24 protein-coding genes, 1 tRNA gene and 1 other RNA gene are annotated in these 26,853 nt (G+C 70.3%); 14 read left to right on the top strand and 12 right to left on the bottom strand.

Annotated features, from left to right (window positions below):
• Positions 1-52 precede the first annotated feature (52 nt).
• Both ACIPVB_RS12630 and ACIPVB_RS12625 read right to left on the bottom strand, forming a co-directional pair.
• Positions 53-1,075 (bottom strand): CNNM domain-containing protein, encoded by a 1,023-nt coding sequence (locus ACIPVB_RS12630; protein ID WP_400369337.1) that lies wholly within the window; start codon positions 1,073-1,075, stop codon positions 53-55.
• A complete protein-coding gene (locus ACIPVB_RS12625) occupies positions 1,072-2,475 on the bottom strand; it encodes a hemolysin family protein (protein WP_400369336.1) in 1,404 nt (467 codons plus the stop codon). The genes ACIPVB_RS12630 and ACIPVB_RS12625 overlap by 4 nt, the downstream gene beginning before the upstream one ends.
• A 304-nt stretch (positions 2,476-2,779) precedes the next feature.
• Here ACIPVB_RS12625 and ACIPVB_RS12620 point away from each other — a divergent pair, with 304 nt between their 5' ends.
• The gene (locus ACIPVB_RS12620; RefSeq protein WP_400369335.1) at positions 2,780-3,121 is read left to right on the top strand and encodes an ATP-dependent DNA ligase; all 342 of its coding nucleotides are present in this window, start codon (positions 2,780-2,782) and stop codon (positions 3,119-3,121) included.
• Between the two features lie 10 nt (positions 3,122-3,131).
• Here ACIPVB_RS12620 and ACIPVB_RS12615 read toward each other — a convergent pair whose 3' ends face one another.
• Entirely contained in the window at positions 3,132-4,577 is a 1,446-nt protein-coding gene (locus ACIPVB_RS12615) for an ATP-binding protein (protein WP_400369334.1), read from the bottom strand.
• Positions 4,574-5,248 carry a response regulator transcription factor gene (locus ACIPVB_RS12610; protein ID WP_400369333.1) on the bottom strand — a complete coding sequence of 225 codons (675 nt, stop codon included), beginning with the start codon at positions 5,246-5,248 and terminating at the stop codon, positions 4,574-4,576. Before ACIPVB_RS12610 ends, ACIPVB_RS12615 begins: the two co-directional genes overlap by 4 nt.
• Positions 5,249-5,393: 145 nt before the next feature.
• Here ACIPVB_RS12610 and ACIPVB_RS12605 point away from each other — a divergent pair, with 145 nt between their 5' ends.
• From ACIPVB_RS12605 to ACIPVB_RS12595, 3 genes are all read left to right on the top strand, one after another.
• Positions 5,394-5,981 (top strand): hypothetical protein, encoded by a 588-nt coding sequence (locus ACIPVB_RS12605; protein WP_400369332.1) that lies wholly within the window; start codon positions 5,394-5,396, stop codon positions 5,979-5,981.
• 94 nt (positions 5,982-6,075) lie between these two features.
• Positions 6,076-6,945, top strand: coding sequence for a hypothetical protein (locus ACIPVB_RS12600; RefSeq protein WP_400369331.1), 870 nt, complete (start codon positions 6,076-6,078; stop codon positions 6,943-6,945).
• Positions 6,946-7,074: 129 nt separating this feature from the next.
• Entirely contained in the window at positions 7,075-7,578 is a 504-nt protein-coding gene (locus ACIPVB_RS12595) for a DUF3145 domain-containing protein (protein ID WP_400369330.1), read from the top strand.
• Positions 7,579-7,742: 164 nt separating this feature from the next.
• On the opposite strand, the gene ACIPVB_RS12590 is transcribed toward ACIPVB_RS12595, so the two are convergent.
• The 7 genes from ACIPVB_RS12590 to ACIPVB_RS12560 form a co-directional block, all read right to left on the bottom strand.
• Positions 7,743-8,981: a beta-ketoacyl-[acyl-carrier-protein] synthase family protein gene (locus ACIPVB_RS12590; RefSeq protein ID WP_400369329.1), complete on the bottom strand. Its 1,239-nt coding sequence runs from the start codon at positions 8,979-8,981 to the stop codon at positions 7,743-7,745.
• A gap of 68 nt (positions 8,982-9,049) precedes the next feature.
• A complete protein-coding gene (locus ACIPVB_RS12585) occupies positions 9,050-9,298 on the bottom strand; it encodes an acyl carrier protein (protein WP_108320051.1) in 249 nt (82 codons plus the stop codon).
• Positions 9,299-9,365: 67 nt separating this feature from the next.
• Positions 9,366-10,370, bottom strand: coding sequence for a beta-ketoacyl-ACP synthase III (locus tag ACIPVB_RS12580; RefSeq protein ID WP_400369328.1), 1,005 nt, complete (start codon positions 10,368-10,370; stop codon positions 9,366-9,368).
• A complete protein-coding gene (locus ACIPVB_RS12575; protein ID WP_400369326.1) occupies positions 10,367-11,287 on the bottom strand; it encodes an ACP S-malonyltransferase in 921 nt (306 codons plus the stop codon). Before ACIPVB_RS12575 ends, ACIPVB_RS12580 begins: the two co-directional genes overlap by 4 nt.
• Positions 11,288-11,469: 182 nt before the next feature.
• Entirely contained in the window at positions 11,470-12,762 is a 1,293-nt protein-coding gene (locus ACIPVB_RS12570) for a PucR family transcriptional regulator (RefSeq protein ID WP_400369325.1), read from the bottom strand.
• A 4-nt stretch (positions 12,763-12,766) separates the two neighbouring features.
• Positions 12,767-15,493, bottom strand: coding sequence for a pyruvate dehydrogenase (acetyl-transferring), homodimeric type (gene aceE, locus ACIPVB_RS12565; protein WP_400369324.1), 2,727 nt, complete (start codon positions 15,491-15,493; stop codon positions 12,767-12,769).
• A gap of 490 nt (positions 15,494-15,983) precedes the next feature.
• Positions 15,984-16,056 (bottom strand) — tRNA-Val (locus tag ACIPVB_RS12560).
• A gap of 101 nt (positions 16,057-16,157) precedes the next feature.
• Between ACIPVB_RS12560 and ACIPVB_RS12555 the strand changes: the two genes are divergently transcribed.
• The 7 genes from ACIPVB_RS12555 (at position 16,158) to ACIPVB_RS12525 (ending at position 21,367) form a co-directional block, all read left to right on the top strand.
• On the top strand, positions 16,158-16,886 hold the full coding sequence (locus tag ACIPVB_RS12555; RefSeq protein ID WP_400369323.1) for a zinc ribbon domain-containing protein: 729 nt from the start codon (positions 16,158-16,160) through the stop codon (positions 16,884-16,886).
• A 15-nt stretch (positions 16,887-16,901) separates the two neighbouring features.
• Positions 16,902-18,608 (top strand): bifunctional 3'-5' exonuclease/DNA polymerase, encoded by a 1,707-nt coding sequence (locus tag ACIPVB_RS12550; RefSeq protein ID WP_400369322.1) that lies wholly within the window; start codon positions 16,902-16,904, stop codon positions 18,606-18,608.
• 46 nt (positions 18,609-18,654) lie between these two features.
• Positions 18,655-19,020, top strand: an RNA gene (gene rnpB, locus ACIPVB_RS12545) — RNase P RNA component class A.
• Positions 19,021-19,528: 508 nt separating this feature from the next.
• Positions 19,529-20,086, top strand: coding sequence for a hypothetical protein (locus ACIPVB_RS12540; protein WP_400369320.1), 558 nt, complete (start codon positions 19,529-19,531; stop codon positions 20,084-20,086).
• Positions 20,083-20,412, top strand: coding sequence for a hypothetical protein (locus ACIPVB_RS12535; protein WP_400369319.1), 330 nt, complete (start codon positions 20,083-20,085; stop codon positions 20,410-20,412). The genes ACIPVB_RS12540 and ACIPVB_RS12535 overlap by 4 nt, the downstream gene beginning before the upstream one ends.
• A gap of 75 nt (positions 20,413-20,487) precedes the next feature.
• Positions 20,488-20,820, top strand: coding sequence for a hypothetical protein (locus ACIPVB_RS12530; RefSeq protein WP_400369318.1), 333 nt, complete (start codon positions 20,488-20,490; stop codon positions 20,818-20,820).
• A gap of 256 nt (positions 20,821-21,076) precedes the next feature.
• A complete protein-coding gene (locus tag ACIPVB_RS12525) occupies positions 21,077-21,367 on the top strand; it encodes a hypothetical protein (protein ID WP_400369317.1) in 291 nt (96 codons plus the stop codon).
• Between the two features lie 12 nt (positions 21,368-21,379).
• Here ACIPVB_RS12525 and ppgK read toward each other — a convergent pair whose 3' ends face one another.
• The gene (gene ppgK, locus ACIPVB_RS12520; protein WP_400369316.1) at positions 21,380-22,165 is read right to left on the bottom strand and encodes a polyphosphate--glucose phosphotransferase; all 786 of its coding nucleotides are present in this window, start codon (positions 22,163-22,165) and stop codon (positions 21,380-21,382) included.
• Positions 22,166-22,261: 96 nt separating this feature from the next.
• On the opposite strand from ppgK, the gene ACIPVB_RS12515 reads away from it, so the two are divergent.
• The 3 genes from ACIPVB_RS12515 to ACIPVB_RS12505 are packed head-to-tail and all read left to right on the top strand — an operon-like array spanning position 22,262 to position 26,829.
• Positions 22,262-22,465 carry an SPOR domain-containing protein gene (locus tag ACIPVB_RS12515; protein WP_400369315.1) on the top strand — a complete coding sequence of 68 codons (204 nt, stop codon included), beginning with the start codon at positions 22,262-22,264 and terminating at the stop codon, positions 22,463-22,465.
• 22 nt (positions 22,466-22,487) lie between these two features.
• Complete coding sequence (gene glnA, locus ACIPVB_RS12510; RefSeq protein ID WP_108320108.1) at positions 22,488-23,828, top strand: type I glutamate--ammonia ligase; 1,341 nt, start codon at positions 22,488-22,490, stop codon at positions 23,826-23,828.
• Positions 23,829-23,838: 10 nt separating this feature from the next.
• Positions 23,839-26,829: a bifunctional [glutamine synthetase] adenylyltransferase/[glutamine synthetase]-adenylyl-L-tyrosine phosphorylase gene (locus ACIPVB_RS12505; protein WP_400369313.1), complete on the top strand. Its 2,991-nt coding sequence runs from the start codon at positions 23,839-23,841 to the stop codon at positions 26,827-26,829.
• The last annotated feature ends 24 nt before the right edge of the window (positions 26,830-26,853 follow it).

The following is a 26,853-nucleotide window of genomic DNA, read 5'->3' as shown; positions in this document are numbered from 1 at the left end:
CGCCCGATACGGCGTCCCCGTGGAGCGGGCGATGCGCGGCCGGCAGCCGCCGCTATCGCGTCGCGTCGACCCGCTCACCCGGCCCGGGCAGGATCTCGCGCAGCAAGTCGTCCAGGGTGACCACGCCGACGAGGCGCTCACCCGCGACGACCGTCGCCAGCTGCACGCGGCCGCGGCGCATGCGGGCCAGGGCGTCGTAGGCGGAGGCGTCCGGCGCGAGCACGAGCGGCTCCCGCGCGATGTCCCGTGCGGGGGTCGCCGGGTCGACGGCGAGGGTGTCGCGCACGTGGGCGACGCGCGAGCGTGCGCCCGCACCCACGAGGATGCGCAGATGCGTCGACGAGGCGGCGACCGCTTGAATGTCGGCGACCGTGGCGTCTTCCGCGACGGCGGTGGGGGAGCGATCGGCCCGGACGATGTCACCGACGGTCAGCGTTCCCAGCGCGATCGCCTGGGCGATGGGCTCGGAGTACTGACGCTCCAGGGTGCCGGCCTGCCGGGAATGCGCGACGAGCTCGCGGATCGTGTCGGCATCCTGGCCACCGGCGGCGGCCTTCTCGACGGGTTCGACCCCTGAGGCCTTCACCAGGCGGTTTGCGATGTGGTTGATCCAGAGCAGGAACGGGCGCAGCGGCCAGGTGAGGGCGCGGGCCAGGATGCCGGTGGCTTTGGCGGCCGTCTCGGGATGCGCGATGGCCCACGACTTCGGCGCCATCTCGCCGATCACCAGGTGGAGGAAGGTCACCACGATGAGCGCGAGCATGAACGCGATGATGTCGGCCAGGACGTACGGCAGGCCCCACGCCTCGAACGCGGGCGCGAGGGCGTAGTCGATCGCGGGCTTGGTGATCGCGCCCAGCAGGAAGGTGCACGCGGTGATTCCGAGCTGAGCGAAGGCGAGCATGACGGTCAGCTCGTTCACGCCGCGAAGGGCGGCGCGCGCGGAGGCGCTCGTTGCAGCCTCTTCTTCGAGCCGGTGTCGACGGGCGGCGAGCAGGGCGAACTCGACGATCACGAAGAACGCGCTCGCGACGATCAGACCGGTGGTGATGAGCGCGACGGTCCAGCCGTTCATCGGGCCACCTCCTCGGCGGGTTCGTCTTCGTCGCCGGCGGGGTCGGCGTCCCGGTCCATCTCGTTGAGCTGGACCTTCAGAGCGGACGGCACATGACGGTCGACCTCGCGCACCTCGATGAGCAGCCACCGTTCGATGTCGAGACCCTGCACGCTCTCGCTCGCGCGCTCGGGCAGGGCGATGCGAACGATCGTGCCGACGGCGGGCAGGTCGCCGTGCGCGTCGATGACGAGCCCCGCGACGGTCTCGACGTCGGTGTCGGCGAGGTCGTGCCCGATCAAGCGCTCCAGTTCATCGAGGTGCAGATCTCCGGGCACGGTCCAGGCGTCGTCACCGACCGCGGCGACCTCGGCCACCTCGGCGTCGTGCTCGTCGGACAACTCGCCGATGACCTCTTCGGTCAGGTCCTCGATGGTCAGGATGCCGTCGAAGTTGCCGTACTCGTCGACGACGCACGCGAGCTCGTTACGCGATTTGCGCATGCGATCCAGCGCGACCGGCAGCAGCATCGACGTGGGGATCACGACGGCGGCGCGCATCACGGATGCCACGGGCGCGGCATCCGTCGGCTGCTCGCGCAGGATGTCGATGAGCTCGACCACACCGACGGGGGAATCCTCTTCGCCGATGACGGGGTAGCGGGTGTGGCCGGTGGCCATGAGAGCGCGCACCTCGCCGATGGTCGTCTGGGGTGTCACCGAGTCGACCTGCGAGCGGGGCACCATGGCGTGTTCGACGTCACGCTGGGGGAAGTCCAGGATGCGGTCGATGATCATCGACAGGTCGTCGGGCAGGTCGCCGCTGACGCGGGACTCTTCGATGATCGCCTCGAGATCCCGCGCGGTGGCGCTTTCGTCGACGTCCTCGAGCGGCTCGATGCGCAGCAGACGGAGCAGGGCGTTCGCGGCCACGTCGAACACCGTGATCAGCCAGCCGAACAGCAGCAGGTAGATGCGCGTGGGCACCGCCAACGCCCGGGCCAGCGGCTCGGGACTCGCGATGGCGAGGTTCTTGGGGTACAGCTCGCCGAAGATCATCGTCACGACGGTCGCCAGCAGCAGCGCGCCCACGGTACCGATGAGCACCGACACCGCCGGGTCGACGCCGACGCCGCCGAGCAGGATCCCGATGGACTCGCCGATGAGCGGCTCGGCGACGTAGCCGATGAGCAGTCCCGTCACGGTGATGCCCAGCTGAGCGCCGGACAGCATGAACGACGTCCGCTTGGTGATGGCCAGAACGCGCTTCGCCTGCGCGTCGCCCTTCTCGGCCCGCGCGGACAGGCGCGCGCGGTCCACGGACATGTAGGCGAACTCCTGCGCGACGAAGAATCCGCAGGCGACGATGATCGCCAGGGTCACGATGATCCCCAACAGAAGCGTCAGGGCCGCAGCCAGCATCAGATCTCACCCCCTCTCACACGGAGAGGGCTCGAAGATCGGCCCTCCTGATCGGTGGAGGCAGAGGTGCGGTGGGGGCTCACGGGTGTTCTCTCTCGTGGGTCGGTGATCGCAGATCCCCTTGACGATATCGCCCGGAAAGCCGCGCAAACTGAGCATTCGCCCCGCTCCACCGATATATCGGTGAGTGCCCCGCCGGCGCCGTCGAGGTGCGATACTGGAGATCCCCGCATTGCCTCGCCTCCCAGCGTGGTCCCGCCCTTGCTCTACCGGTACGCTTCAACGCGCCAGAAAAGGACCCGCCGTGGGACGCCTCATCTATCGAGACCGCGCATCGTTCGACATCGACGACCGCATCCTCGCCCATCTCCGCATCGTCGTGATGAACAAGCTGCGCCGCAACGAGGGCTTCATGCTCCAGCTGCCCGTCAACGAGGGGGTGCGTCAGGCGAGCCTGTGGATCCACGCGTCCAACGCCCTCGTGATGCAGTTCTACGGGGGCCGCGAGCCGGTCATCGATCGCGCGCTGGTGGATCAGATGATGCACGACGCCAGCGGGGCGGACGGTCTCACCCTCACCGCCGCGGGGATCGCGCCGCCGCCGACTCCGGCTCGTCAGCCGATGAGCGGACGCACCGCTTCCTGACGACCGGCGGTCATCGTGCCGCCCCGGGCAGGGTGACGTCGAACCGCGCGCCGACGTCGACCGCGACGCACCGGACATCCCCGCCGTGCGCGCGGGCGATCCCTCGCGCGATGGGCAGGCCGAGCCCGACACCGCCCGAGGCGTCGCGGTCCTCGTCGAGGCGCACCAGGCGGTCGAAGATGCGGTTGCGGTCGGCGGCGGGAACCCCCGGTCCGTCGTCGATCACGCGCACGCGCGCCATCCCGGCGTCCCCGCGTCCGTCCACGACGAGGACGACGGCGCCGCGCCCGCCAGTGGCCCGCGCCGCGTTCTCGACCAGGTTCGACAGCACCTGCGCGATGCGGTCGACGTCGACGTCCACGGGCACTTCGGCGTCGGGCACGTCGACCCGCACCCGCAACGACGGGTGCACGAGCGGCACGCGCGTCGCCTCGGCGCGCACGAGGTCGCGCAGGTCCGCCCGGGCGCGCGCGAGCTCCAAGCCACGGTCGATCCGCGCCATGGTCAGCAGGTCGTCGACCAGACGTGACGCCCGCGCCGCCTCACGGGCGACGTGCGCCGCGAGCATTTCACGATCCGGCCCGTCCAGGTCGGCGCGCACGAGCGTCTCGGCCGCTGCGCGGATGCCCGCCACGGGCGTGCGCAGCTCGTGCGCGGCGTCGGAGAGGAACGCACGCAGGCGCCGCTCGGCCTCTCGGGCGGCCTGCTCGGCCCCCACGACGTCGTCGAGCATGTCGTCCAGCGCCGTCGCCACGCGGCCGATCTCGGTGTCGGCGCGCGTCGGGCGCAGCCGCCGGCCGCGCTCGCCCGCCCCGATCGCCCGGGCCACCTGCGACACCTGGTCGAGAGGCTGAAGGCTGCGCCGCACGGCGAACGTCACCGCCCCGGCCGCGAGCACCAGGACGCCGACCGAGGACACCGCCACGATCCACCTCACCTGGGCCAGGGTGTCGCCGATCCCCACGGCCGATGCCGTCAGCGTCACCGTCGATCCGTCGCTCAACGTCGAGCGCAGGGTCACGAGCTGGTCGTCGCCCGAGACGGCGGATGCCACCACCTCGACGCCGCTTGCCGTGGCGCTCGCCGACGGCTCGACACGGTCGGCGGGACCGGTGCCGGGCCCCGCCGGACCGGGCGGGCCGTCGCGCAGCTGCTCCGGACTGGGACCCGCGACCGCCGATTCACCGCCGGCGCTGTCGATGCGCACCGCCAGACCCTGGTCGGACAGACGCTCGGCGAGGTCGGCGTCGTCGACCGTGCCGACCAACGACGCGGCCGCCGCCGCGCGATCGCGCAGTCGCTCCTCGATCTGCCCGCGCAGACGTGCCCCCAACGCCAGGTCGACGACCACCGCGAGAACGACCAGCAACAGCGCCACCACGGCGAGCACCGCGACGATCGTGCGCCGCCGGAGCGATCCGGAACGCAGGGGAGCGGCCGCCGGGCGAGCGCTCACGGCGCGACACTCAGACGGTACCCGAGGCCGCGCACGGTGTGGATGAGACGCGGGCCGTTGTGCTCCATCTTCCGACGCAGGGCGCTCAGGTGCACTTCGACCAGGTTGGGGTCGTAGTCCTCGTACCCCCAGACCTGCGTGAGGATCTGCGCCTTCGACAAGGTGCGCCCCCGACCCTCGGCCAACAGCTGCAGCAGCCGGAACTCCGTCGCGGTCAAGTCCAGCGTCGCCCCACCGCGGCGCGCGGTCGCGGCATCCGGGTCGACCACCAGATCACCCACCGAGATCGTCTGCGGCAGACGCCCGCGTCGGCGCAGAACGGCGCCCGACCGCGCGACCAGCTCCGCCATGGTGAAGGGTTTCACGACGTAGTCGTCCGCGCCCTCGGCGAACCCGCGCAGCCGATCCTCGACGTCGTCTCGCGCGGTCAGCATGATGACCGCCGCGTCGCCCGCTTCGCGCACGACCGGCAGCAACCGGATGCCGTGTGGTCCCGGCATCATCCAGTCCAGGATCACCAGGTCGGGGCGGAACGCCCCCAGGCGTTCCGTCAGATCGGTGCCGTCGGGCGCCGCCTCGGCGACGAAGCCGTCGGCGCGTAGCGCCGTCGTGACGGCGAGGCGGATGGTCTCGTCGTCGTCGAGCACGAGCACGCGTGCGGGGGAGGACATCCGCCCGACAATACGGATGAGTGCTGGACGGGGGTTATGGCTTGCGTATGCGATCGCCGGGGGACGACCGACTTCAGGTTCGCTTCAGTCCCGGCTCGGAAAGTGGTCGCAGAGCCGGTGACCGTCACCGGCACGGGAAGAAAACATGAACGACGACAACCCCACCCTGCCGATCCCGCGTCACGACGACGCCCCCGAACCCCGACGGCGCGCCTGGCGTGGGCCGGCCCTGATCGCGGGCGCCGTGATCGTCGCCGCGGGGCTGACGGGCGGCACGGCGGCGCTCGCGGCACAGAGCGGCGCGACGCCGCTCACCGCTGCGACGTCGGCCTCCAGCGCCGACGGAGGCGCGACCGGCCCCGGCGCGGTCCCCACCCCCGGGTCGACTCCGACCGGTGCCCCCGCCGACGGCACGACGCCCGGTGCTCCCACCGATGGGGCGACCCCGCCCGCAGCACCCGCGGACGGATCAGCGTCCGGTGAGTGCGGCCCCGGGGGCGGACCCGCCGGCCCGGGCCCGAGGGGACCGCTCGCGGACGGCGAGAAGCCCACCCCGCCCACCGAGGGAGAGAAGCCCACCCCGCCCAGCGACGGCTCGGCCCCCACCCCGCCCAGCGACGGCTCGGCCCCCACCCCGCCCACCGACGGCTCGGCCCCCACCCCGCCCACCGACGGCTCGGCCCCCACCCCGCCCACCGACGGCTCGGCCCCCACTCCCCGCCCCGGCAGCTGACCGACGCAGGGGTGACCGGCTCTCGCCGCGCTGACCGACGCGCCACGTTCCCGACGTGCAGCGCGCGGTCAGCGCGATGGGGCACGATCGACGGGTGGCGAAGACTCGACCGCGGCGCCGCCGCACCGCGCGCCAACGCCAGCTGCGTCGACGACGGTGGGCCTTCGGCCTCGTCGCGACCGTCCTGGTGGGCCTGGTCGCCCTGGCCGTGATGCCGCTGTTCTCCCTGGTCGCGGGGTGGAACACCGAGCTGCGCCGCGAGGCCGTGGATCTCTCGGGCTTCGACCCGGGCACCCTGATCAGCGATGAGGCGTTCTACGACGGCGACGCGATGGACGCCGACGAGATCCAGCGCTTCCTCGACGATCAGGTCGGCCAGTGCCGCTCCGACAGATGCCTGGCCGACTTGCGTCTCACGGTCGCGGCCCGCGAACCGGTGGTCTCGACCGCCACGGGGCAGACGGTCTGCGAGGGCGTCGACGGGGGAGATCTGACAGCGGCCGCGCTCATCGACCGCGTGCAGCGCGCCTGCGGCATCTCGGCGAAGGTACTGCTGGTCACCCTGCAGAAGGAGCAGAGTCTCGTGTCGGGACGGATCGCCCGCGCTCCCACCGACGAGCAGCTGGGGGCGGCGATGGGGGCGCGTTGTCCCGATGACGCCCCGTGCGACCGGGGCGTGGCCGGCTTCGCCGAGCAGGTCGCCCAGGGCGCCACCGATCTCGCGTCCTACCGGGCGTCGAACTTCATGCGTCAACCGGGGACGCACTTCATCGCCTTCTCGCCGGATCCCGCGTGCGGCGGCTCCGACGTCACCATCACCAATGACGCCACGGCGGCGCTGTACAACTACACGCCCTATCAGCCGAATGCCGCCGCCCTGGCCGCGCGATGGGGGACCGGCGACCCCTGCTCGGCCTACGGCAACCGCAACTTCGCCCTGTACTGGGCACTGTGGTTCGGCTGAGCATCTCACCGGCACGAACCACAGTGTTGTGATTTCGTTATGCGCGGGCGATAATGGCCGGGACAACCGAACACTCGCCGTGCTCCATCACAGGTCGTAGGGGAAGACGTACCTGACGAAGGAGAAACCATGGCGATCACGTCTTCGCGCGGAGTGATCCTGATCCACTCCGCGCCCCGCGCGTTGTGCCCCCACCTCGAGTGGGCGGTGGGACGCGCTCTCGGTCGTGCCGTCAATTTCGACTGGACCGACCAGCCTGTCCTGACGGGCAGCCGCCGCGCCGAGTTCTATTGGGAGGGCCCGGTCGGTTCCGGCGCTGCCCTCGCGAGCGCCATCCGCGGCTGGGAGCACCTGCGTTTCGAGGTGAGCGAGGATCCCACCCCGCGCAGTGACGGCGGCCGCTGGATGCACACGCCGGGCCTCGGCATCCACTTTGCCCAGACCGACGCGTCGGGCAACGTCGTCATCGGCGAGGACCGGGTGCGTTACGCCATGGAGGTCGCTGCCGGAGACGCTTTCGAGCTGCAGCGCGAGCTCGACGTCGCCCTCGGCTCGGCCTGGGACGAGGAGCTCGAGCCGTTCCGTCACGCCGGCGACGACCAGCAGATCGTCTGGCTGCACAAAGTGGGGTGAGCAGCCCGTCAGAGCCGTCGGACGCGCGAGGCGCCATTACCGGAGGTCGGTGATCGCCCCCGGCACCGGAACCGCGTATCGCCCGTCCGACAACACCGACGCCCCCTGGCATCCCCGATCGCAGTCGGAGGGATGCCAGGGGGCGTCGGTGCGTTCGAGGGCGCTCAGACCGAGGCGATCGCGACGACGGCGTTGTGCCCGCCGAAGCCGAAGGAGTTGCTGATCGCGAGCTGATCGCCCGCGCCGAGCTCGACGGCCGAGCCGGACAGGGCGAAGGGCACCTCGGGGTCCTGCTCGGTGAGGTTGATGGTCGGCGGGGCGACCCGGTTCTGCAGGGCCAGGACCGTGAAGATCGCCTCGAGCGCTCCGGTTCCGCCGAGCAAGTGACCGGTGGAGGCCTTGGTGGCCGAGACGGGGATCTCGTCGACGCGGTCACCGAACACGGCGCGCAGCGCCTGATACTCGTTCGGGTCGCCGACGGGGGTCGAGGTCGCGTGCGCATTGATGTGGGTGACGTCGTCGGGCGACGCGCCCGCCATCTCGAGCGCCATGCGCACGGCGCGGGCGGCGCCACGGCCCTCGGGGTCGTTTGCGGTGATGTGGTACGAGTCCGCGGTGACGCCGCCACCGACGATCGAAGCGTAGATCTTGGCGCCGCGCGCCTTGGCGTGCTCCTCGGTCTCGAGGATCAGCACGCCCGCCCCCTCACCCATGACGAAGCCGTCGCGGTCGATGCTGGCCGGCCGGGAGGCGGTCTCGGGGGAGTCGTTGCGCTTGGACAGCGCCTGCATCGACGCGAACGACGCGATCGTGATCGGGTGGATCGCCGATTCGGTGCCGCCGGCGATCACCACGTCGGCGAGGCCGTCGCGGATGTGCTGCACGGCGTTGACGATCGACTCGGTGCTCGACGCGCACGCCGAGGCCACGGTGCGCGCGAACGCCCGGGCGTTGAAGTGCAGAGAGAGATTGCCCGCGGCGGCGTTGGGCATGAGCATCGGCACCGTCATGGGCATGACGCGGCGCGGGCCCTTCTCGCGCAGGGCGTCCCACGCGTCCAGCAGCGTCCAGACGCCGCCGATGCCGGTGGCGAAGTCGACGCCGAGGCGCTCTGGGTCGATGTCGGGCGAGCCGGCGTCTTCCCAGGCCTCTTTGGCCGCGACCATCGCGAGCTGCGACGAGGGGTCGAGCCGCTTGGCGACGGGACGCTCGAGCACGGTCTCGGGGCGCACGAGCGCCTCGGCGGCGAAGGTGACGGGCAGGTTGTACTGCTCGACCCATTCGTGTTCGAGGGAACGGGCGCCGGAGGTACCGGCGAGCAGGGCGGACCAGCTCTCGGGTGCCGTTCCGCCGATGGGGGACGTGGCTCCGATGCCGGTGACGACGATGCGGGGTGTGCTCATGAGCGAGGGATCCTTGGTGCGGCCGACAGGTCGTGACCGGTGGGGGCCGCAGCCCCCACCGGGAGGTGTCAGGACTGGTTCGACGTGATGAAGGTCACGGCGTCGCCGACGGTCTTGAGGTTCTTGACCTCGTCGTCGGGGATGGTGACGCCGAACTTCTCTTCAGCGTTGACGACGATCGTCATCATCGAGATGGAGTCGATGTCGAGGTCGTCCGTGAACGACTTCTCCATCGCGACCTCGTCGGCCGAGATGCCGGTCTCGTCGGTGATGAGCTCGGCAAGTCCGGCGAGGACCTCGTCGTTGGTGAATGCCATGATGTCTCCTGTTTGTTGAGGGCGGGCCTGTCAGGCCCCGATCAGTCTAGGGTTCGACGCGAGCGCGTCAGGGAAGGACGACGACCTGCGCGCCGAACACCAGTCCGGCGCCGAAGCCGATCTGCAGCGCGAGGCCGCCGCTGAGCTCGGGGTGCTCCTCGAGCAGTCGGTGGGTGGCGAGGGGGATGGATGCGGCCGAGGTGTTGCCCGTGGTCTCGATGTCGCGGCCGATGACCACCGTCTCGGGCAGACCGAGCTGCTTGGCGAACTCGTCGATGATGCGCATGTTGGCCTGGTGGGGAACGAACGCGGCGAGGTCGGCGGGCTCGATGCCGGCGGCCTCGATGGCCTGGCGCGCGACCTTGACCATCTCCCACACGGCCCAACGGAAGACCGTGGGACCCTCCTGCCGCAGCGTCGGCCAGGGGGCCGTGCCGTCGCGGAACTCGTTGAGGGTCGCGTTCATGCCCACGGCATCGGCCTTCGAGCCGTCCGAGCCCCAGATGGTCGGACCGATGCCGGGGGTGTCGCTCGGACCGACGACCACGGCGCCGGCGCCGTCGCCGAGCAAGAACGAGATGCTGCGATCGGTGGGGTCGACGATGTCGCTCAGCTTCTCGGCACCGACCACGACGACGTGCGTCGCCAGCCCCGCGCGCACCAGTGCGTCGGCCTGGCCGACGCCGTAGGCGAACCCCGCGCACGCGGCGTTGACGTCGTAGGCGGCGGCGGGGTTCGCGCCGATGCGGTCGGCGACGATGGCGGATGCCGAGGGCGTCTGCTTCGGATTGCTGATGGTCGCCACGATCACGGCGTCGATGTCGGCCGGGGCGATCCCGGACTTCTCGACGGCCTCGCGCGCGGCTGCGGAGGCCAGATCGATGGCATCCGTTTCTGCGTTCGCGCGGACGCGCGTGACGATCCCCGTCCGCTGACGGATCCACTCGTCGCTGGAATCGATGGGCCCGACGAGGTCGTCGTTCGGGACGAAGTTCTCGCCGCGAGCGGCACCGTACGCGTAGATGCGGGTGTGCGCCGCGCCCTGGGTCTGGCGGAGGGTGGGGGTGCTCATGCCTGGTCTTCTTTCAGGAGTGAGACGGCCGCGTCGAGGTCGTCGGGGGTCTTGACCGCCACGGTGGGGGTACCGCGCAGGGCCCGCTTGGCGAGCCCCGTCAGGGCGCCCGCGGGCGACAGTTCGATGATGCCGGTCACGCCCTGCTCGGCAAACGAGCTCATGCAGCGGTCCCAGCGGACGGGCGAGGCGACCTGAGCGACGACGAGGTCGAGCGCGCGGCGTCCGTCGGCGACGACGGAGCCGTCGGAGTTGGTCCAGAGCGGGAGGGCGGGATCCGAGACCTCCACCTCGGCGGCGGCCGCGCGCAGCGTGGAGACGGCGGGTTCCATGAACCGGGTGTGGAAGGCGCCGGCGACCTGCAGCGCGATCACGCGGGTGCCGCGCGGGGCCTCGGACGCCAGCTCGGACAGCGCCGGCAGTTCGCCGGCGGCGACGATCTGACCGCCGCCGTTGTAGTTGGCGGGAGTGAGCCCGAGTGTCGAAAGGCGCTCGAGCACAGCCTGCTCGTCGCCGCCCACCACGGCGCTCATGCCCGTCTCGACCGCCGCGGCGGCCTCGGCCATGGCCCGACCGCGCAGGCCCACCAGGCTCAGCGCGTCGTCGTCCCGCAGGACACCGGATGCCGCCAATGCGGCGATCTCGCCGACGGAGTGTCCCGCGACGCCGGCGACGGCGCCGTCGGCCCGGTCGCACAGAGCCGCCCACGACAACAGGCTCGCGGCGACGATGAGCGGCTGAGCGACGGCGGTGTCACGGATGCGATCGGCATCCCACTCGGTTCCGGCGGCGACGAGGTCGACACCCGCCCGCTCCGAGAACACCTCGAGACGCTCGCGCGCCCCGTCGATCTCGAGCCAGGGGGAGAGGAAGCCGGGGGTCTGCGAGCCCTGCCCGGGGAAGACGGCGATGATCACCGTTCCATCCTGTCAAGGATTGCGCGACCGCTTCTGGAGATATCGACACAGATATGCGGCGTGTCTTTGTGCGTGCCGTGCATCTGCGCGGCCTCCCTTCCGTCGAGCGTCCAAGACACGCCGCGTAGCGCGAGCCACTGCCGGTGTGTCGTGGACACTCGACCAGGGGAACCGGCCCGGGGTCAGCGAGAAGCGACCGGGCGCCGACCCGCCAGCCCGCGTCGGCGCGTCGCGTCCGTGCCGATCGAGCCGAGGATCAGCGCCGTCTGCAGGATGAGCGCCTCGCGGGGGCCCGTGGCATCCCATCCGATGACCTCGGACACCCGCTTGAGGCGGTACCGGACCGTGTTCGGGTGCACGTAGAGCTCGCGCGCGGTGGCTTCGAGCGAACGCCCGTTGTCGAGGTAGCTCCAGAGGGTCGTGACGAGGTCGGCGCTATGGGCCTGCAGGGGGCGGTACACCCGGTCGACGAGGGTCTGCTTGGCCACGGCGTCTCCGGCGAGGGCGCGCTCGGGCAGCAGGTCGTCGGCCTGGACGGGTCGTGGTGCGTGCCGCCACGCCCGCGCGACGGCGAAGCCCGCGAGCGCCGCGCGCGCGCTCTGCCCCGCGTCGACGAGCGCCGGGACGGCGGGCCCGAGCACGAGGTGCCCGGAGCCGAAGCTCGGCTCGAGGCGTTTGGCGATCTCGGTGAAGGCCAGCTCGGTGACGTCCTCGCCCCCGCGGGACGGGAGGTCGGCGCGGCCGAGGACGAGGACCAGGCGCGAACCCTGCACTCCGATGAGCACGTCGACGCCGAGCTTGCGCGCGGTACGGCGCACCTGGTCGACGTCGAGCTGCGGGGGAGTGGTGCCCACGAGCACCGACACCTCTCCGTGACCGTGCCAACCGAGGGCGGCGATGCGGCTGGGCAGCTCGTCGTCGGCCTCGCCGGTGAGGATCGAGTCGACCACGAGCGCCTCGAGGCGCGCGTCCCACAGGCCTCGCGCCTCGGCGGCGCGCGCGTAGACGTCGGCCGCCGCGAACGCCACTTCGCGCGAGTACGACAGCATCGCCTCGCGCACGCGTTCGCTGCGCCCGGCGACGCGTTCCTCCATGACCTCGACGGTGACGCGCACCAACTGCAGGGTCTGGGTGAGGCTGACGCTGCGCAGCAGTTCGCGGGGAGCGGCGGCGAAGATGTCGGCGGCGATCGCGGGGGTCGACGCGGGCTCTTCGAACCACTTGAGGAACGAAGTGATGCCGGCCTGCGCCACGAGCCCCACAGCCGATCGTCGCGCCGGCGGCATCTCGGCGTACCAGGGGAGCGTGTCTTCGAGGCGCTGGATGGTCGCGGTGGCCAGGTCGCCCGAGATGCGCCGCAGCCAGACCAGCGTCTCGGCCTTCTCTTGGGCGACGTCGGCGGCGGTCGCCGCAGACCGGTCGGGCCCGGCCCCGCCCGTGGGGGCGGAACCGGGCCCGTCGGTGGAGGACCTCACGTGATCAGGCCTCGCCGCCCGCATTGCCGCTGGTGCCGGCGTTGACGTCGTGCAGGCGGTACTTCTCGATGGCCTGGCCGACGACGGCGCGGTCGACCTTGCCCTCTGCGGCGAGTGCCTGCAGGGCGCGCACCGCGAGCGAGGGACCGTCGATCTTGAAGAAACGACGGGCCGCGGCGCGGGTGTCCGAGAAGCCGAAGCCGTCGGCACCGAGCGTCCAGTAGTTCTGCGGGACCCACTGGCGAATCTGGTCCTGCACCGCGTGCATCCAGTCGCTGACGGCCACGACGGGGCCCTCGGCCTCTTTGAGCTTGTCGGTGAGGTAGGCCACGCGGGGCTCCTCGTCCGGGTGCAGGAAGTTGTGCTCGTCGGCGGCGAGGCCGTCGCGACGCAGCTCGGACCACGACGTGACCGACCAGACGTCGGCCTTCACACCCCAGTCGTCCTTGAGCAGACGCTGGGCTTCGAGGGCCCACGGCACCCCGACGCCCGAGGCGAGCAGCTGCGTGCGGGGGCCGTCGCCCTCACCGGTGGAGATGTGGTGGATGCCGCGGACGATGCCGTCCACGTCGACTCCCTCGGGCTCCGCGGGCTGCACGTAGGGCTCGTTGTAGACGGTCATGTAATACATGACGTTGGGGTCGGAGTGCTCTCCGCCGTACATGCGCTCGATGCCGGAGCGGACGATGTGGGCGATCTCGTACCCGTAGGCCGGGTCGTACGACACGGTCGCGGGGTTGGTCGACGCGAGCAGCTGCGAGTGGCCGTCGGCGTGCTGCAGGCCCTCGCCCGTCAGCGTGGTGCGACCGGCCGTGGCGCCGATGATGAAACCGCGCGCCATCTGGTCGCCGGCGGCCCACTGGGCGTCACCGGTGCGCTGGAAGCCGAACATCGAGTAGAAGACGTACACCGGGATCAGCGGCTCGCCGTGCGTGGCGTAGGCCGTGCCCGCCGCGGTGAACGCCGCGAGGGCGCCCGCCTCGTTGATGCCGACGTGGATGATCTGGCCTTCGGGGCTCTCTTTGTAGGCCAGGAGCAGCTCGCGGTCGACCGAGGTGTAGTGCTGTCCCTTGGGGTTGTAGATCTTCGCCGTCGGGAAGTACGCGTCCATGCCGAAGGTGCGCGCCTCGTCGGGGATGATCGGCACGATGCGGTGGCCGAAGCCCTTGACGCGCAGCAGGTCCTTCAACAGGCGGACGAACGCCATGGTCGTGGCGACGTCCTGCGTGCCCGATCCCTTCTTGGGCAGCGCGTAGGCGGCATCCCCGGGGAGTTCGAGACCCACGTGCGTGGTGCGACGCTCGGGCAGGAAGCCGCCCAGCTCGCGGCGACGCTCGAGCATGTACTTGATCGTCTCGTCCTGCTCGCCGGGGTTGTAGTACGGCGGCTGGTACGGGTTGTCCTCGAGCTGCGCGTCGGTGACGGGGATGTCCATCGCGTCGCGGAACGACTTGAGGTCGTCCAGCGTCAGCTTCTTCATCTGGTGCGTGGCGTTGCGGCCCTCGAAGTGGGGACCGAGGCCGTAGCCCTTGATCGTCTTGGCCAGGATGACGGTCGGCTGGCCCTTGTGCTCTTTGGCGGCCTTGAATGCCGCGAACACCTTGCGGTAGTCGTGGCCACCGCGCTTGAGGCCCCAGACCTGCTCGTCCGTGTAGTCCTTGACGAGTTCGAGGGCGCGGGGGTCGCGGCCGAAGAAGTTCTCGCGGACGTACGCGCCGTTCTCGGCCTTGTACGTCTGGTAGTCGCCGTCGGGCGTGGTGTTCATCAGGTTGAGCAGCGCGCCCTCGGTGTCACGGGCGAGCAGGTCGTCCCACTCGCGACCCCAGACGACCTTGATGACGTTCCAGCCGGCACCGCGGAAGAAGCTCTCGAGCTCCTGGATGATCTTGCCGTTGCCGCGAACCGGACCGTCGAGGCGCTGGAGGTTGCAGTTGATGATGAAGTTGAGGTTGTCGAGGCCCTCATTCGCCGCGACCTGCAGCTGACCACGGCTCTCGACCTCGTCCATTTCGCCGTCGCCCAGGTAGGCCCAGACCTGCGAATCGCCGACGTCCTTGATACCGCGGTTCGCGAGGTACTTGTTGGACATCGCCTGGTAGATGGCGTTGATCGGACCGAGACCCATCGACACCGTCGGGAACTGCCAGAACTCCGGCATGAGACGGGGGTGGGGGTACGAAGGGATGCCGTTGGGGGCGGCCGACTTCTCTTGGCGGAAGCCGTCGAGCTGCGCTTCGGTGAGACGACCCTCGAGGAAGGCGCGGGCGTAAGCGCCGGGCGAGGCGTGGCCCTGGATGAAGATCTGGTCTCCGCCGGACGGGTCGTCGAGGCCGCGGAAGAAGTGGTTGAAGCCCACCTCGTACAGTGCCGCCGACGAGGCGTACGTCGAGATGTGGCCGCCGACGCCGATGCCGGGACGCTGGGCGCGGTGCACGGTGACCGCGGCGTTCCAGCGGATCCACTTGCGGTAACGACGCTCGAGCTCCTCGTCACCGGGGAAGTCGGGCTCGTTCTTCTGCGAGATGGTGTTGATGTAGTCGGTGGTCGGAACCATCGGCACGTTGAGGTGCAGTTCCTTCGAGCCCTTGAGCAGGCTCAGCATGATCTCGCGAGCGCGAGCCGGACCCTTCGCCTGAACCAGCTGGCGGAGGGATTCCTGCCACTCGCCGGTCTCTTCCGGGTCGCTGTCCTGCGGCCCCTGCGAATACGGATCCTGGTCGTGAACAGTCACGGAAGACCTTTCGTCGTCTGGCAGGTCATGCCAGAGAATCGCCATACGAGTGCGGCAACCCTTGTTCGCTCCGCACAATCAACCATCGTCCAGCCTAGCGAGTCGCGACGACATCGGATGCGCGCGGATGCCGCGATGTCGATCGCGTCGCCCGGTCGGTTCGACGTCGAGGAGCCGCCTGCCACCTCCGAACACCCGATGAGGGATCCCCGAGCACCGGTGGCCGGTGCTGATCGCCCCCCGCCCGCCGCTAGCCGGCCCAGATCACGTGACGTGGGCGAGATCACCCGCAAGAACAGGTGCGATGGCCGCGATCACGTGATCTCGGCGCGTTCGGGCGAAAGCCGGGTTGCACGACGAGGCGCGCGGCTCGTGCGCGGAGCGCTGGCGCCGCGGGCACGTGTCGAGGTCGATGGGGGCGGGGGTGGGCAGCTCGGTCGTTCCATGGTGGCAACGGACGCGGAATGCATCTCGAGGTCGCGAGGAGAGGTGGGCCCTGCCGGGATCGAACCGACGACATCCACGGTGTAAACGTGGCGCTCTACCAGCTGAGCTAAAGGCCCGGGATGCCGTCAGTCTAGCGCCGTGACTCGTCCCCTTCGTGCGCGTCGATCGACGAGCGCGCGTGCCCGGGATGTCGGGGGCCCGGGGTAGCGTGGGGGACGTGAATGCCGATCCCGCCGACCAGCGCAGACTGCTCGACCTCGCCGACCTCGACGCCCGCATCCGTCGTGACGAGAAGGTCTCGGCGAACCCGCCGCAGGCCGAGCGCGTGCGCGAACTGCTCGCGCAGCGGACGACGCTCTCCCAAGAACTCAGCACCCGCACCAACGCCCGCGACGACATCACCGCCGAGATCGCCCGCCTCGAATCCGACGTGGCCGTCGTCGACGCCCGCATCGCGCGTGACACCGAGCGTCTCGCGGCCTCGTCCAACCCCAAGCAGGCGCAGGGCTTCGAGAGCGAACTCGTGTCTCTCAAGCGCCGCAAGGGCGACCTCGAAGACCTCGAGATCGCGCTCATGGAGCGCCTCGAGGCGGCGGATGCCGCCGTCGCCGAGCAGCAGGCGCTCATCGCCGACACCAACGCGCAGGGCGCACAGCTGAGCGCCGAGGCCAAGACCACCGTCGCCGACGCCGGCACGCGTCTCGAGGGCGCCCGCCGCGACCGCGACGCCGTCGCCGCGGCCGTCCCCGCCGACCTGCTCGGCCTGTACGAGCGCCTTTCCTCTCGCGGCAACGGTGCGGGGCTGCTGCGGGGCGGCGCCTGCGAGGCCTGCCGCATGGTGCTGCCGCCCAGCGACCTGGCGACCGTCCGCCGCGCCCAGACCGACGAGGTCGTGTTCTGCCCCGAGTGCGGCGCGATCCTGGTCCGCACCGAAGAATCTCGATGACCCCCACCGGCGTCCGTGTCGACTGACGCGGTCGTCGTCGGGCGCACGAGCGGCGATCGGTTCTCGCTCGTCGACACAGATGCCGCGGGCGCAGCGACGCATGCCGTCGAGGTCCCGTCCGCGGGGCTGCCGCGGGCCGTCGCCGCGCGCGAGGCGGCCGGCGAGGTCCGCTGGGTCTGGGCCGACACCGCCCCCATCGCCGCACGGCTGTTGGCCGCCGGTGTCCGCGTCGCCCGAGCCTGGGATCTGCGGCTGGTGCACGGCATCCTGCGCGATGCCCTCGCTGTGACCGACGACCACGGCCTGCGCGCCCACGTCGAGTGGGACGCCACCCCGTCCGTCCCCTCGAGCGGCGAGACGCTCTTCGACCTGGGCGAGACGGCATCCGGGATCCCGGACGCGCTCGACGCGGCCACCGCCGAGTACGGCCGCCAGCTCGCGGCGATCCGGGACTCCACGACGCCGGGCGCCCTGCGGCTGCTGTGTGCGGCGGAGTCTGCGGGGGCGCTCATCGCCGCCGAGTTGCACGCGGCCGGCGTCCCGTACAGCCGCGCCGCGCACGAAGCGCTGCTCGAGCGAGAGCTGGGCGCGCGACGCCCGGGTGGTCCGCCCGCGCGGATCGAAACCGCGGCCGAGGCCGTCCGTGCCGCGCTCGGCGATGCGTCCGTGTCGCTCGATTCGCAGCCGAAACTCCTGCGCGCCCTGCACCGCGCGGGATTGCTCGTGCAGTCGACGTCGCGATGGGAGCTGGCCGAGCACGATCACCCCGCCGTCGCACCCCTGATCGCGTACAAGAAGCTGATGCGCCTGTACACCGCGAACGGCTGGGCGTGGCTCGACGAGTGGGTGCACGACGAGCGGTTCCGGCCGGTCTACGTTCCCGCCGGAGTGGTCACCGGACGATGGGCGTCCTCCGGGGGAGGAGCCCTGCAAATTCCCCGGGCGCTGCGCGCCGCCGTCCACGCCGACCCCGGCTGGACGCTCGTGACCGCCGACGTCGCGCAGCTCGAACCGCGAGTGCTCGCGGCGATGGCACGGGACACCGCCCTCGCCGAGGCCGCCTCCGGCCGCGACCTCTACGCCGGCATCGTCGAACGCGGCGCGGTCGGCAGTCGCGCCGAGGCCAAGCTCGCGATGCTGGGCGCGATGTACGGTGCCACGACCGGCGAGAGCGGCCGACTCCTTCCGCGCCTGCGCCGTACCTTCCCCCGCGCGATGACCCTGGTCGACGAGGCCGCGCGCACCGGAGAGGACGGCGGCGTCGTGCACACGTGGCTCGGACGCACGTCTCCGGCGGCGGGCGAGGCCTGGCGCCTGATGCAGTCGCGGGCGAGCGAGTCGGCGGCATCCGGGGTCGACGAGACGCGCGCCAGGCGATCGGCCCGCGACCGCGGGCGCTTCACCCGCAACTTCGTCGTGCAGGGCACGGCCGCGGAGTGGGCACTGGCGTGGCTGGCCGACCTGCGCACCCGCCTGGCGAGTCTCTCGGTTCCGGATGCCGCCCTCCCGGCCGCGGCCTCGGGTCCGGTGTTCGCGCGGCGACCCCACCTGGCGTTCTTCCTGCACGACGAGATCGTCGTGCACACCCCGCTCGAGCTCGCCGATGCCGTCGCTGAGGCGGTCCGCGACGCCGCGACCGCCGCGGGGCGCCTGCTGTTCGGCACGTTCCCCATCGACTTCCCGCTCGACCTGCGCATCGGCGAGACCGCCGAGAAGGCCTGAGCCGTCGGGTCCGCCCCCGCCGCGCCGGTAGACTCGACCTCGCGAATGGGTCGGCTGGACGGTCGCGTCACGGGTTCGCCCGTGCCGAGGAACGTCCGGGCTCCACAGGGCAGGACGGTGGGTAACGCCCACCCGGAGCAATCCGCGAGACAGTGCCACAGAGAGCAGACCGCCCGCGCTTCACGGCGCGGGTAAGGGTGAAAGGGTGGTGTAAGAGACCACCGGGGGTCGTGGTGACACGACCCGCCAGGTAAACCTCGTCCGGAGCAAGGCCAGACAGGGGATGCAGACGCGGCTCGCCGAGTCCCCGGGTAGGCCGCTGGAGCGGCACGGCAACGTGTCGCCGAGAGAGATGACCGTCCACGGGGCTCAGGCCCCCGGACAGAACCCGGCGTACAGGCCGGCCCATTCGCGCCTCATGCAGCAGTTCGCGGCTCCTTGCGACTCACGGCGCGCCGTCTGGCCGGGCGGCATCCGCTGCGCCAGCCAACGTTCGGCCGTTTATCGGACAAGCGCGCTGGCGCGGGCGCGCCCCCTTGGCCTCCTCCGATCACGAGCCCACTGGGCCGACCGCGCCGAAGTCTCGCTCACCTGCCGTCCCGTCCTATCCGATCCATATGCGGCCGCCGCTGATGCCGCGCCGCTCGGTGTCCCCGGGGGCCTGATACCCGTTTCCGGTGCTTGATTCACCCGCTGAGACCACTCAGGAGAGGGGCTCGGGATCGTCGCTAGCTTCTCGCTAATGCGAGCCCCCTCGGGGCTCGCGGAAGGATTGGTTCGGAGTGTTTCCGCGTAATGTATCTGCAGCCCTCGCCCTCGCCGTCGCCGTTGCCACGTCCCCTGTCGCCGCGTCACCGAGTCACGCCGCCGACTTCAATCCCACTGACGTGGTCGTGGAGGACCCCACCACAGTCACAGTCATGGGATTGGCCGATTCCGAGGTAGGAGACACCGTGCCTGTTGTCGACCTCATCGAAAATGCCGAGGAGGTCGGACAGGACATTCAGGACGAGCTGCTCGGCGCCGAGCCGGAAGAACCAGGTGCACAGAGTGGCGGCGAGTTTGCGTTTCCTGCGATAGCCCGCCGAGCCTCGCTGCCAATCAAAACGGCCGCGGATCCCGCGTACTCGATCTACTCGCAGTGGTGGGACAACAAATACATCAAGGTCGCGGTGCGCAACGGCACCGCGACCTGGGGATGGCAGCACCTGCAGAAACACAACGTCAGTCTCGCGATGCTCCCGAAAACGACGAAGTTCCCTCGCAACCGCTATTTAGAGAACGGAAGTCTGATTTACGTCACTCCTGCTAATCAGTACACCTGCTGGCTGGCGTCCTGCAGAATTGATCGAACTATGGATGTGAAAGTCGTCGTGAACCCCACTCGTCTGAACGACGGCGCACCGCGAGGGGTCATCTCGGCCTACTGTGTAGGACCGACCGTCTGCCCGACCTGGGTGAGGCAGGTCGGCGGGTGACCGAACTCGACTTCGCTGGCCCCATCGCACAGGAGTTCGAAAGCGGCATGCTGAGGTCACTCTCGCTCACCCGGCTGACATTCGCGAGCGGCGGAGTGACGATCGAATTCACGGCACATGAGCTCTTTCCGGGACGTTTCCGCCTACATGTTCCGCTGCCCCTACGCCCGCACGACAGACTGTGGGATCTCTATGATGATCTCGCTACTGACGTCGTCGAATGGACCCGATGGGGAATCGCGGTCCCGCTCCGCGAAGCTCACGAGACGCAAGCACTTTCAGGTCGCAGAGGCGAGGATGGCGTGATGACCCTCCAGATGCCCTGAGCTGTTGGGCCAGTGCCCCACCGCGTACTGCGAAGGGCCAACGGTCTGCCCGGCCTGGGTCCGGGAGGTCGCCGGGTGACGCAACTCGATTTCCTCACGCCCCTCCGAGACAGCTTCGGGCCCGGCCAGTATCTGCGAGCCTTTCACCTGACCGGCCTGACACCGGATTCCAACGGGGTGACGGTCGAGTTCACGGCGGCGCATCCGTACGCGGGCTCCTTCCGTCTCTACGTGCCGCTCCCCGAGAAACGCGGCGATCACCGCTGGAATGACTACGACGATCTCGCGCAGACGGAATCGGAATGGATCCTCATCGGAATCTGCATTCCGCTCGAAGAGGCCTATTACACGCAGGCGCTGTCGACCCCCGCAAACGGCGACGGAGTGAAGACGCTGACGATGCCCTGACGGCATAGCCGCGGCCGCCGCGGCACCGAACTCCGGTGTGAAATCGGGCCGCCGCTGGGGTGAAGTCGCCTCCCGATTTCTGGCCGCACAACGCACCCGTCCAACCCGATCGCCACCGCGCGCCGAATACCCTGCAGACCCTCCTGTGCGCCCCCTGCGCCCAGGGGGGTCGCTTTCACGGCGGGGAGTGCATCCCCCCTGCCGGTGTCGGACATATGTTCTACACTCGGACTCGGCCGGGGAAGGGGTCCGGTGCATGGGGTCGACGAGAGTCAGCGACGAAATGGTCGCGCGGGTTCTGGCATCCATCGCCCCCTGCACGTTGCAGCCCGAGACGTGGGGATCGCGCCCGATCGAGTGGTACCCCGACAAGCGCGCGGTGTGGGCGTGGGTCACCTGGCCCAACCGCGCCGCCACGCGCGAGCCCGCGTGGGCGACGGGCGGCAACGACCGCGTCGTCATGCTCGAAGTGCCCTGCGAGGGTGGGCACTGGGCACCCGTGGTCTGGCGCAACGCCGTCAGCGTACGTCAGGTGGATGCCGGGTGACGGCGGCTCGGACTACTTGACCGCCGGCAGGGCCTCGGGAACGGGCACGGCGAGCGAGGCCGCGCCGATGATGCCCGCGTTGTTGCGGTGCGTGGCCGGGACGATCGGCGCACGCAGGTTCAGCAGCGGCAGGAAGTGCTCGGAGTGCTTCGACACGCCACCTCCGACCACGATCAGGTCGGGGCTTAAGAGGAACTCCACATAGTCGTAGTACCACTGCAGGCGCTTGGCCCATTTGTCCCACGACAGCTCCTCGCGCTCGAGGGCGGAGTAGGCGGCGAAGTGCTCGGCATCCTTCTTGTGCCCGGCGCGCTGCAGGTGACCCAGCTCGCTGTTGGGCACGAGCACGCCGTCGTAGATCATGGCCGAGCCGATGCCCGTTCCGAGCGTGGTGAGGATGACGAGACCGTCGACCCCCTTTGCGGCGCCGTAGCGCACCTCGGCGATGCCGGCGACGTCGGCGTCGTTGGCGAAGTGGATGTCGCGCGACAGGCCCTGCTCGAAGAACTTCTCGGCCTCGAACCCGATCCACGCCTTCGACACGTTCGCGGCGGACAGGGTGCGTCCGCCCTTAACGATCGCGGGGAAGGCGACGCCGAGGGGCAGGTCCGTCGGCGCCTCGAGCGTCTCGAGCACCTGCTTCACGGCGGCCAGCACATCGGCGGGCTCGGCCCCCGCGGGGGTCGACACCTTGATGCGGTCGCTGATGAGCTCTCCGGCATCCAGATCGACGATTCCGGCCTTGATGCCGGTTCCACCGATGTCCACTCCGACCGCACGCGACGCATTCGTTGCCATACTCCTCAGCCTATCCAGCCGCGCGGTCGGCATCAGTAGGATCGGGGGAGCACCGGCGTTCTGCGCCGAGACGCACGACCCAGGTGAGGAGCGATCGTGAGCGACGACAAGAAGTACTGGTACAACCTCGAGACCGGCAAGGTCGAGCAGGGCTTCGAATCGCCCGCGATCGACCGGGCCGGCCCCTTCGACACCGCCGAAGAGGCGGCCGCCGCCCCCGAGCTGATGAAGAAGCGCGCACAGCAGTGGGCCGAAGAAGAAGAGGCACAGGACGACTGGGGCTCGAGCTCGGCTCGCTGACCCACCGAAACGAGGGATGACGATGGACAAACAGCGCGATTTCGTCCTGCGCACGATCGAAGAGCGCGGCGTCAAGTTCGTGCGCCTGTGGTTCACCGACGTGGTCGGCACACTGAAGTCGGTGGCGATCGCCCCGGCCGAGGTCGAGGGGGCGTTCACCGAGGGTCTGGGCTTCGACGGATCGGCGATCGAGGGGCTCACTCGGTCCTACGAGTCCGACCTGTTGGCGCACCCCGACCCCACGACTTTCCAGATCCTGCCCTGGCGGGGCGAGATCGATCCGACCGCGCGCATGTTCTGCGACATCACCACGCCTGACGGGCAGCCCGCCGTGGCCGACCCGCGTCACGTCCTCAAGCGCACGCTCGCCAAGGCCGCCGACGCCGGGTTCACGTTCTACACGCACCCCGAGATCGAGTTCTACCTGCTCAAGTCCTCGCAGCTGGGTGCCGACGGCCGTCCGCAGCCCGTCGACTCGGCGGGGTACTTCGACAACGTTCCCGGCGGTACGGCGCACGACTTCCGTCGCCGCTCGGTGCGGATGCTCGAAGACCTCGGCATCTCGGTGGAGTTCAGCCATCACGAGGGCGGTCCGGGTCAGAACGAGATCGACCTGCGCTACGCCGATGCGCTGACGACGGCCGACAACATCATGACCTTCCGCACGGTGGTCAAAGAGGTCGCGATCGAGCAGGGCGTCTACGCCACCTTCATGCCCAAGCCCATCAGCGGCCAGCCCGGCAGCGGCATGCACACGCACCTGTCGCTGTTCGAGGGCGACATGAACGCCTTCTACGAAGAGGGCGCGCAGTACCAGCTGTCGAAGGTGGGCCGTCACTTCATCGCGGGGCTCCTACGCCACGCGAACGAGATCTCGGCGGTGACCAACCAGTTCGTCAACTCGTACAAGCGGCTGTGGGGCGGCGATGAGGCGCCCAGCTTCATCTGCTGGGGGCACAACAATCGCTCCGCGCTGGTGCGCGTGCCGCTGTACAAGCCCAACAAGGGGCAGTCGACCCGCGTCGAGTACCGCGCCCTCGATTCCGCCGCCAACCCCTACCTGTCGTACGCGCTCATGCTGGCGGCCGGCCTCAAGGGGATCGAAGAGGAGTACGAGCTCCCCGCCGAGGCCGAGGACAACGTCTGGTCGCTTAGCGATTCCGAACGTCGCGCGCTCGGCTACGCGCCCCTGCCCGCGAGCCTCGACCACGCCCTCGAGTACCTCGAGGAATCCGAGCTCGTCGCCGAGACCCTGGGCGAGACGGTCTTCAAGTACGTGCTGCTGAACAAGCGTCGCGAGTGGCAGCAGTACCGCGCTCAGGTGACGCCGTTCGAGCTCGCGAGCAACCTCGAAGCACTCTGACGGTCGCCCCATGACCTCGGGCGACCGCTCCACCGCGCTGACCGCCCTCGCCCGCACCGGCTTCTCGCGGCTCACCGAGGCAGACACCCTGCTCGGTGAGCTGGAGGAGTCGGTCGGCGTCGGTCGGGCGGATGCCATGCAGCTCGCGCAGCGCGTGGCCGACCCCGATCGCGCGTTGCTGTCGATCCTCCAGGTGGCGCGTCGCGATCCCGCCGCCGTGCGCACGGCCGCGGCGGACGCGGGCGCGTGGCGGGCCCTGTGGGATGTCGTCGGCGCGTCCGACGGCTTCGCCGAGTTCTACCTGCGGCATCCCGATGAGCTCGCCCACCTCTCCGGTGCCGGGCTGACCCTGCCGGACGAACCGACCATGCGAGCCGAACTGCTCGCTTCCGTCGGCGACGACGCGGGCTTCGCGACGGACTCCTCGGATGCCGCCTGGGTCGCCCTGCGTGTACGCTACCGCCGTCTGCTGGCCCGCATCGCCGCGTACGACCTCGGGCAGGACGACCCGGCGGCGGCGATCGACGTCGTCTCGGCCTCACTCGCAGATCTGGCCGGAGCGGCCCTCGAGGCCTCGTTGAGCGTCGCGCGCTCGCGCGTGAGCGCTCCGGGGCCGGGGACGTTCCCTCGCGAGCAGGTGGAGGCGACGCGTTTCGCCGTCATCGCGATGGGCAAGACCGGCGCACGGGAACTGAACTACGTCAGCGACGTCGACGTCATCTTCGTGGGCGGTTCGGCCGACGAGGACGTCGTGTCCGAAGCCCGCGCCATCGACATCGGCACGCGCCTGGCGGTGCAGACGATGCGCGGCATCTCGGGGGCCGAGATCGAACCGCCCCTCTGGGAGGTCGACCCCAACCTCCGCCCCGAGGGCAAGCAGGGAGCGCTGGTGCGCAGCCTCGCCTCGCACCGGCAGTACTACGACCGGTGGGCGAAGAGCTGGGAGTTCCAGGCGCTGCTCAAGGCGCGCGCTATCGCCGGCGACGCGACGCTCGGGGCGGAGTACATCGCCGCGGTCCAGCCGCTCGTCTGGCACAGCGCCGCGCGCGAGAACTTCGTCGAGGGCGTGCAGCGCATGCGCGAGCGCGTCACCGACCACATCCCCGCGTCCGAGGTGAACCGTCAGCTCAAGCTCGGTCCCGGCGGCATCCGCGATGTCGAGTTCACCGTGCAGCTGCTGCAGCTCGTGCACGGCCTGAGCGATGAGCGCATCCGGCAGCGGGGCACCCTCGAGGCTCTCGACGCGCTGGTCGCCGAGGGGTACATCGGGCGCTCCGAGGCGGAGGCCTTCGGCCGCGACTACCGGCTGCTGCGCCTGCTCGAGCACCGCCTCCAACTGCGGGGGCTGCGCCGTACGGCCCTACTCCCCGAGAAGGACGACGACCTGCGGGTGCTCGCCCGCGCCTCGCGGCTGTCGGACTCGGCATCCGGAGTCCAGGCGGTGTGGGAGGGCATCAAGCGCGAGGTCCGCGACATCCACGTGCGCCTGTTCTACCGTCCGCTGCTGTCGGCGGTGGCCGCTCTCCCCGAGAGCGAGCGCACCCTGTCGACCGCGCAAGCGCGCGATCGTCTGGCGGCGATCGGCTTCCGCGATCCGGCCGGAGCCCTGCGGCACATCGCCGCCCTCACCAGCGGCTTGAGCCGCAAGGCCTCCATCCAGCGGCACCTCATGCCCGTGATGATCCGGTGGTTCGCCGACGGCGTCGATCCGGATTACGGTCTGCTCGTGTTCCGGCGCATCAGCGAGCGACTGGGCAATACGCCGTGGTTCCTGAGGATGCTCCGCGATTCGGCCGGGGCGGCCGAAAGCCTGACGCGGGTGCTGTCCGGGTCGCGCTACATCGGCGAGCTGATGGAGTGGATCCCCGAGTCCGTCGCGTGGCTCGACGACGACGCCCTGCTGCGTCCGCGTTCCGGCAAAGCCCTCGAGGACGAAGCGCGCGCGATCCAGACCCGCTGGCAGAACATCGACGACGCGATGCGCTCGGTGCGGGCCCTACGCCGCCGCGAGATGCTGCGCGTGGCGATGGCGGCCGTGCTCGGCACCGTCTCGCTCGAAGAGCTGTCCGACGCGCTCACCACGATCACCGAGGTCACGATCCAGGCGACCCTCCGGGCCGTGCGCCGTGTCGTCGTGCCGCCGGAGGACGACGACCTCGACTTCGCGGTCATCGCGATGGGCCGCTTCGGCGGTCGCGAGATCGGTTTCGGTTCGGATGCCGACGTGATGTACGTCTACCGAGCCAACGGAATCGACCCGCAACGTGCGAGCCAGCTGGCGCTGAAGCTCGTCGCCGGGCTGCGGGAGCAGTCGGAGGATCATCGCCTGCCCCTCGATCTCGACGCGGAGCTGCGCCCCGAGGGACGCAGCGGACCGCTCGCGCGTTCCCTCGACGCGTACGCCGAGTACTACCGCCGCTGGTCGTTGTCGTGGGAGGCCCAGGCGCTCTTGCGCGCCCGCGGCGTCGCCGGGAGCGTCAAGCTCATCCGCGCCTTCCTCGAGCTCGCCGACGAGGTGCGCTACCCCGTCGCCGCCGATCAGAACGGCCTTCGCGAGATCCGACGCATCAAGGCCCGCGTCGAGAACGAACGCCTGCCGCAGGGCGCCGACCCCGCCCGGCACCTCAAGCTCGGACCCGGCTCGCTGAGCGACGTCGAATGGCTCGTGCAACTGCTGCAACTCCAGCACGCGCGGGCGGTGCCGGGGATGCGCACGACGTCGACGCTCGGAGCTCTGGATGCCGCGGCCGACGCCGGCCTGATCGACAGAGAAGCCGCAGACAAGCTCGCCGCCGCCTGGCACCTCGCGAGCCGCCTGCGTTCGGCCAACACGCTGCTGTCGGGGCAGACCAGCGACGTCCTTCCGGTCGACCGCGCGCGCCTCGACGGGATCGGCCGCATCCTCGAGTATCCGCCGCGCTCGGCGACCCGGGTCGAAGAGGACTACCTGGGCGCCACCCGGCGTTCGCGTCGGGTCTTCGACAAGCTCTTCTACGGCTGAGGACGAGGTGATGCCGTGAGTCCC

The organism is Microbacterium sp. NPDC090007 (assembly GCF_044748345.1).
Lineage (GTDB): Bacteria > Actinomycetota > Actinomycetes > Actinomycetales > Microbacteriaceae > Microbacterium.
The sequence above is the reverse complement of the archived record's forward strand: the minus strand, read 5'-3'. Positions and strand labels throughout refer to the sequence as shown.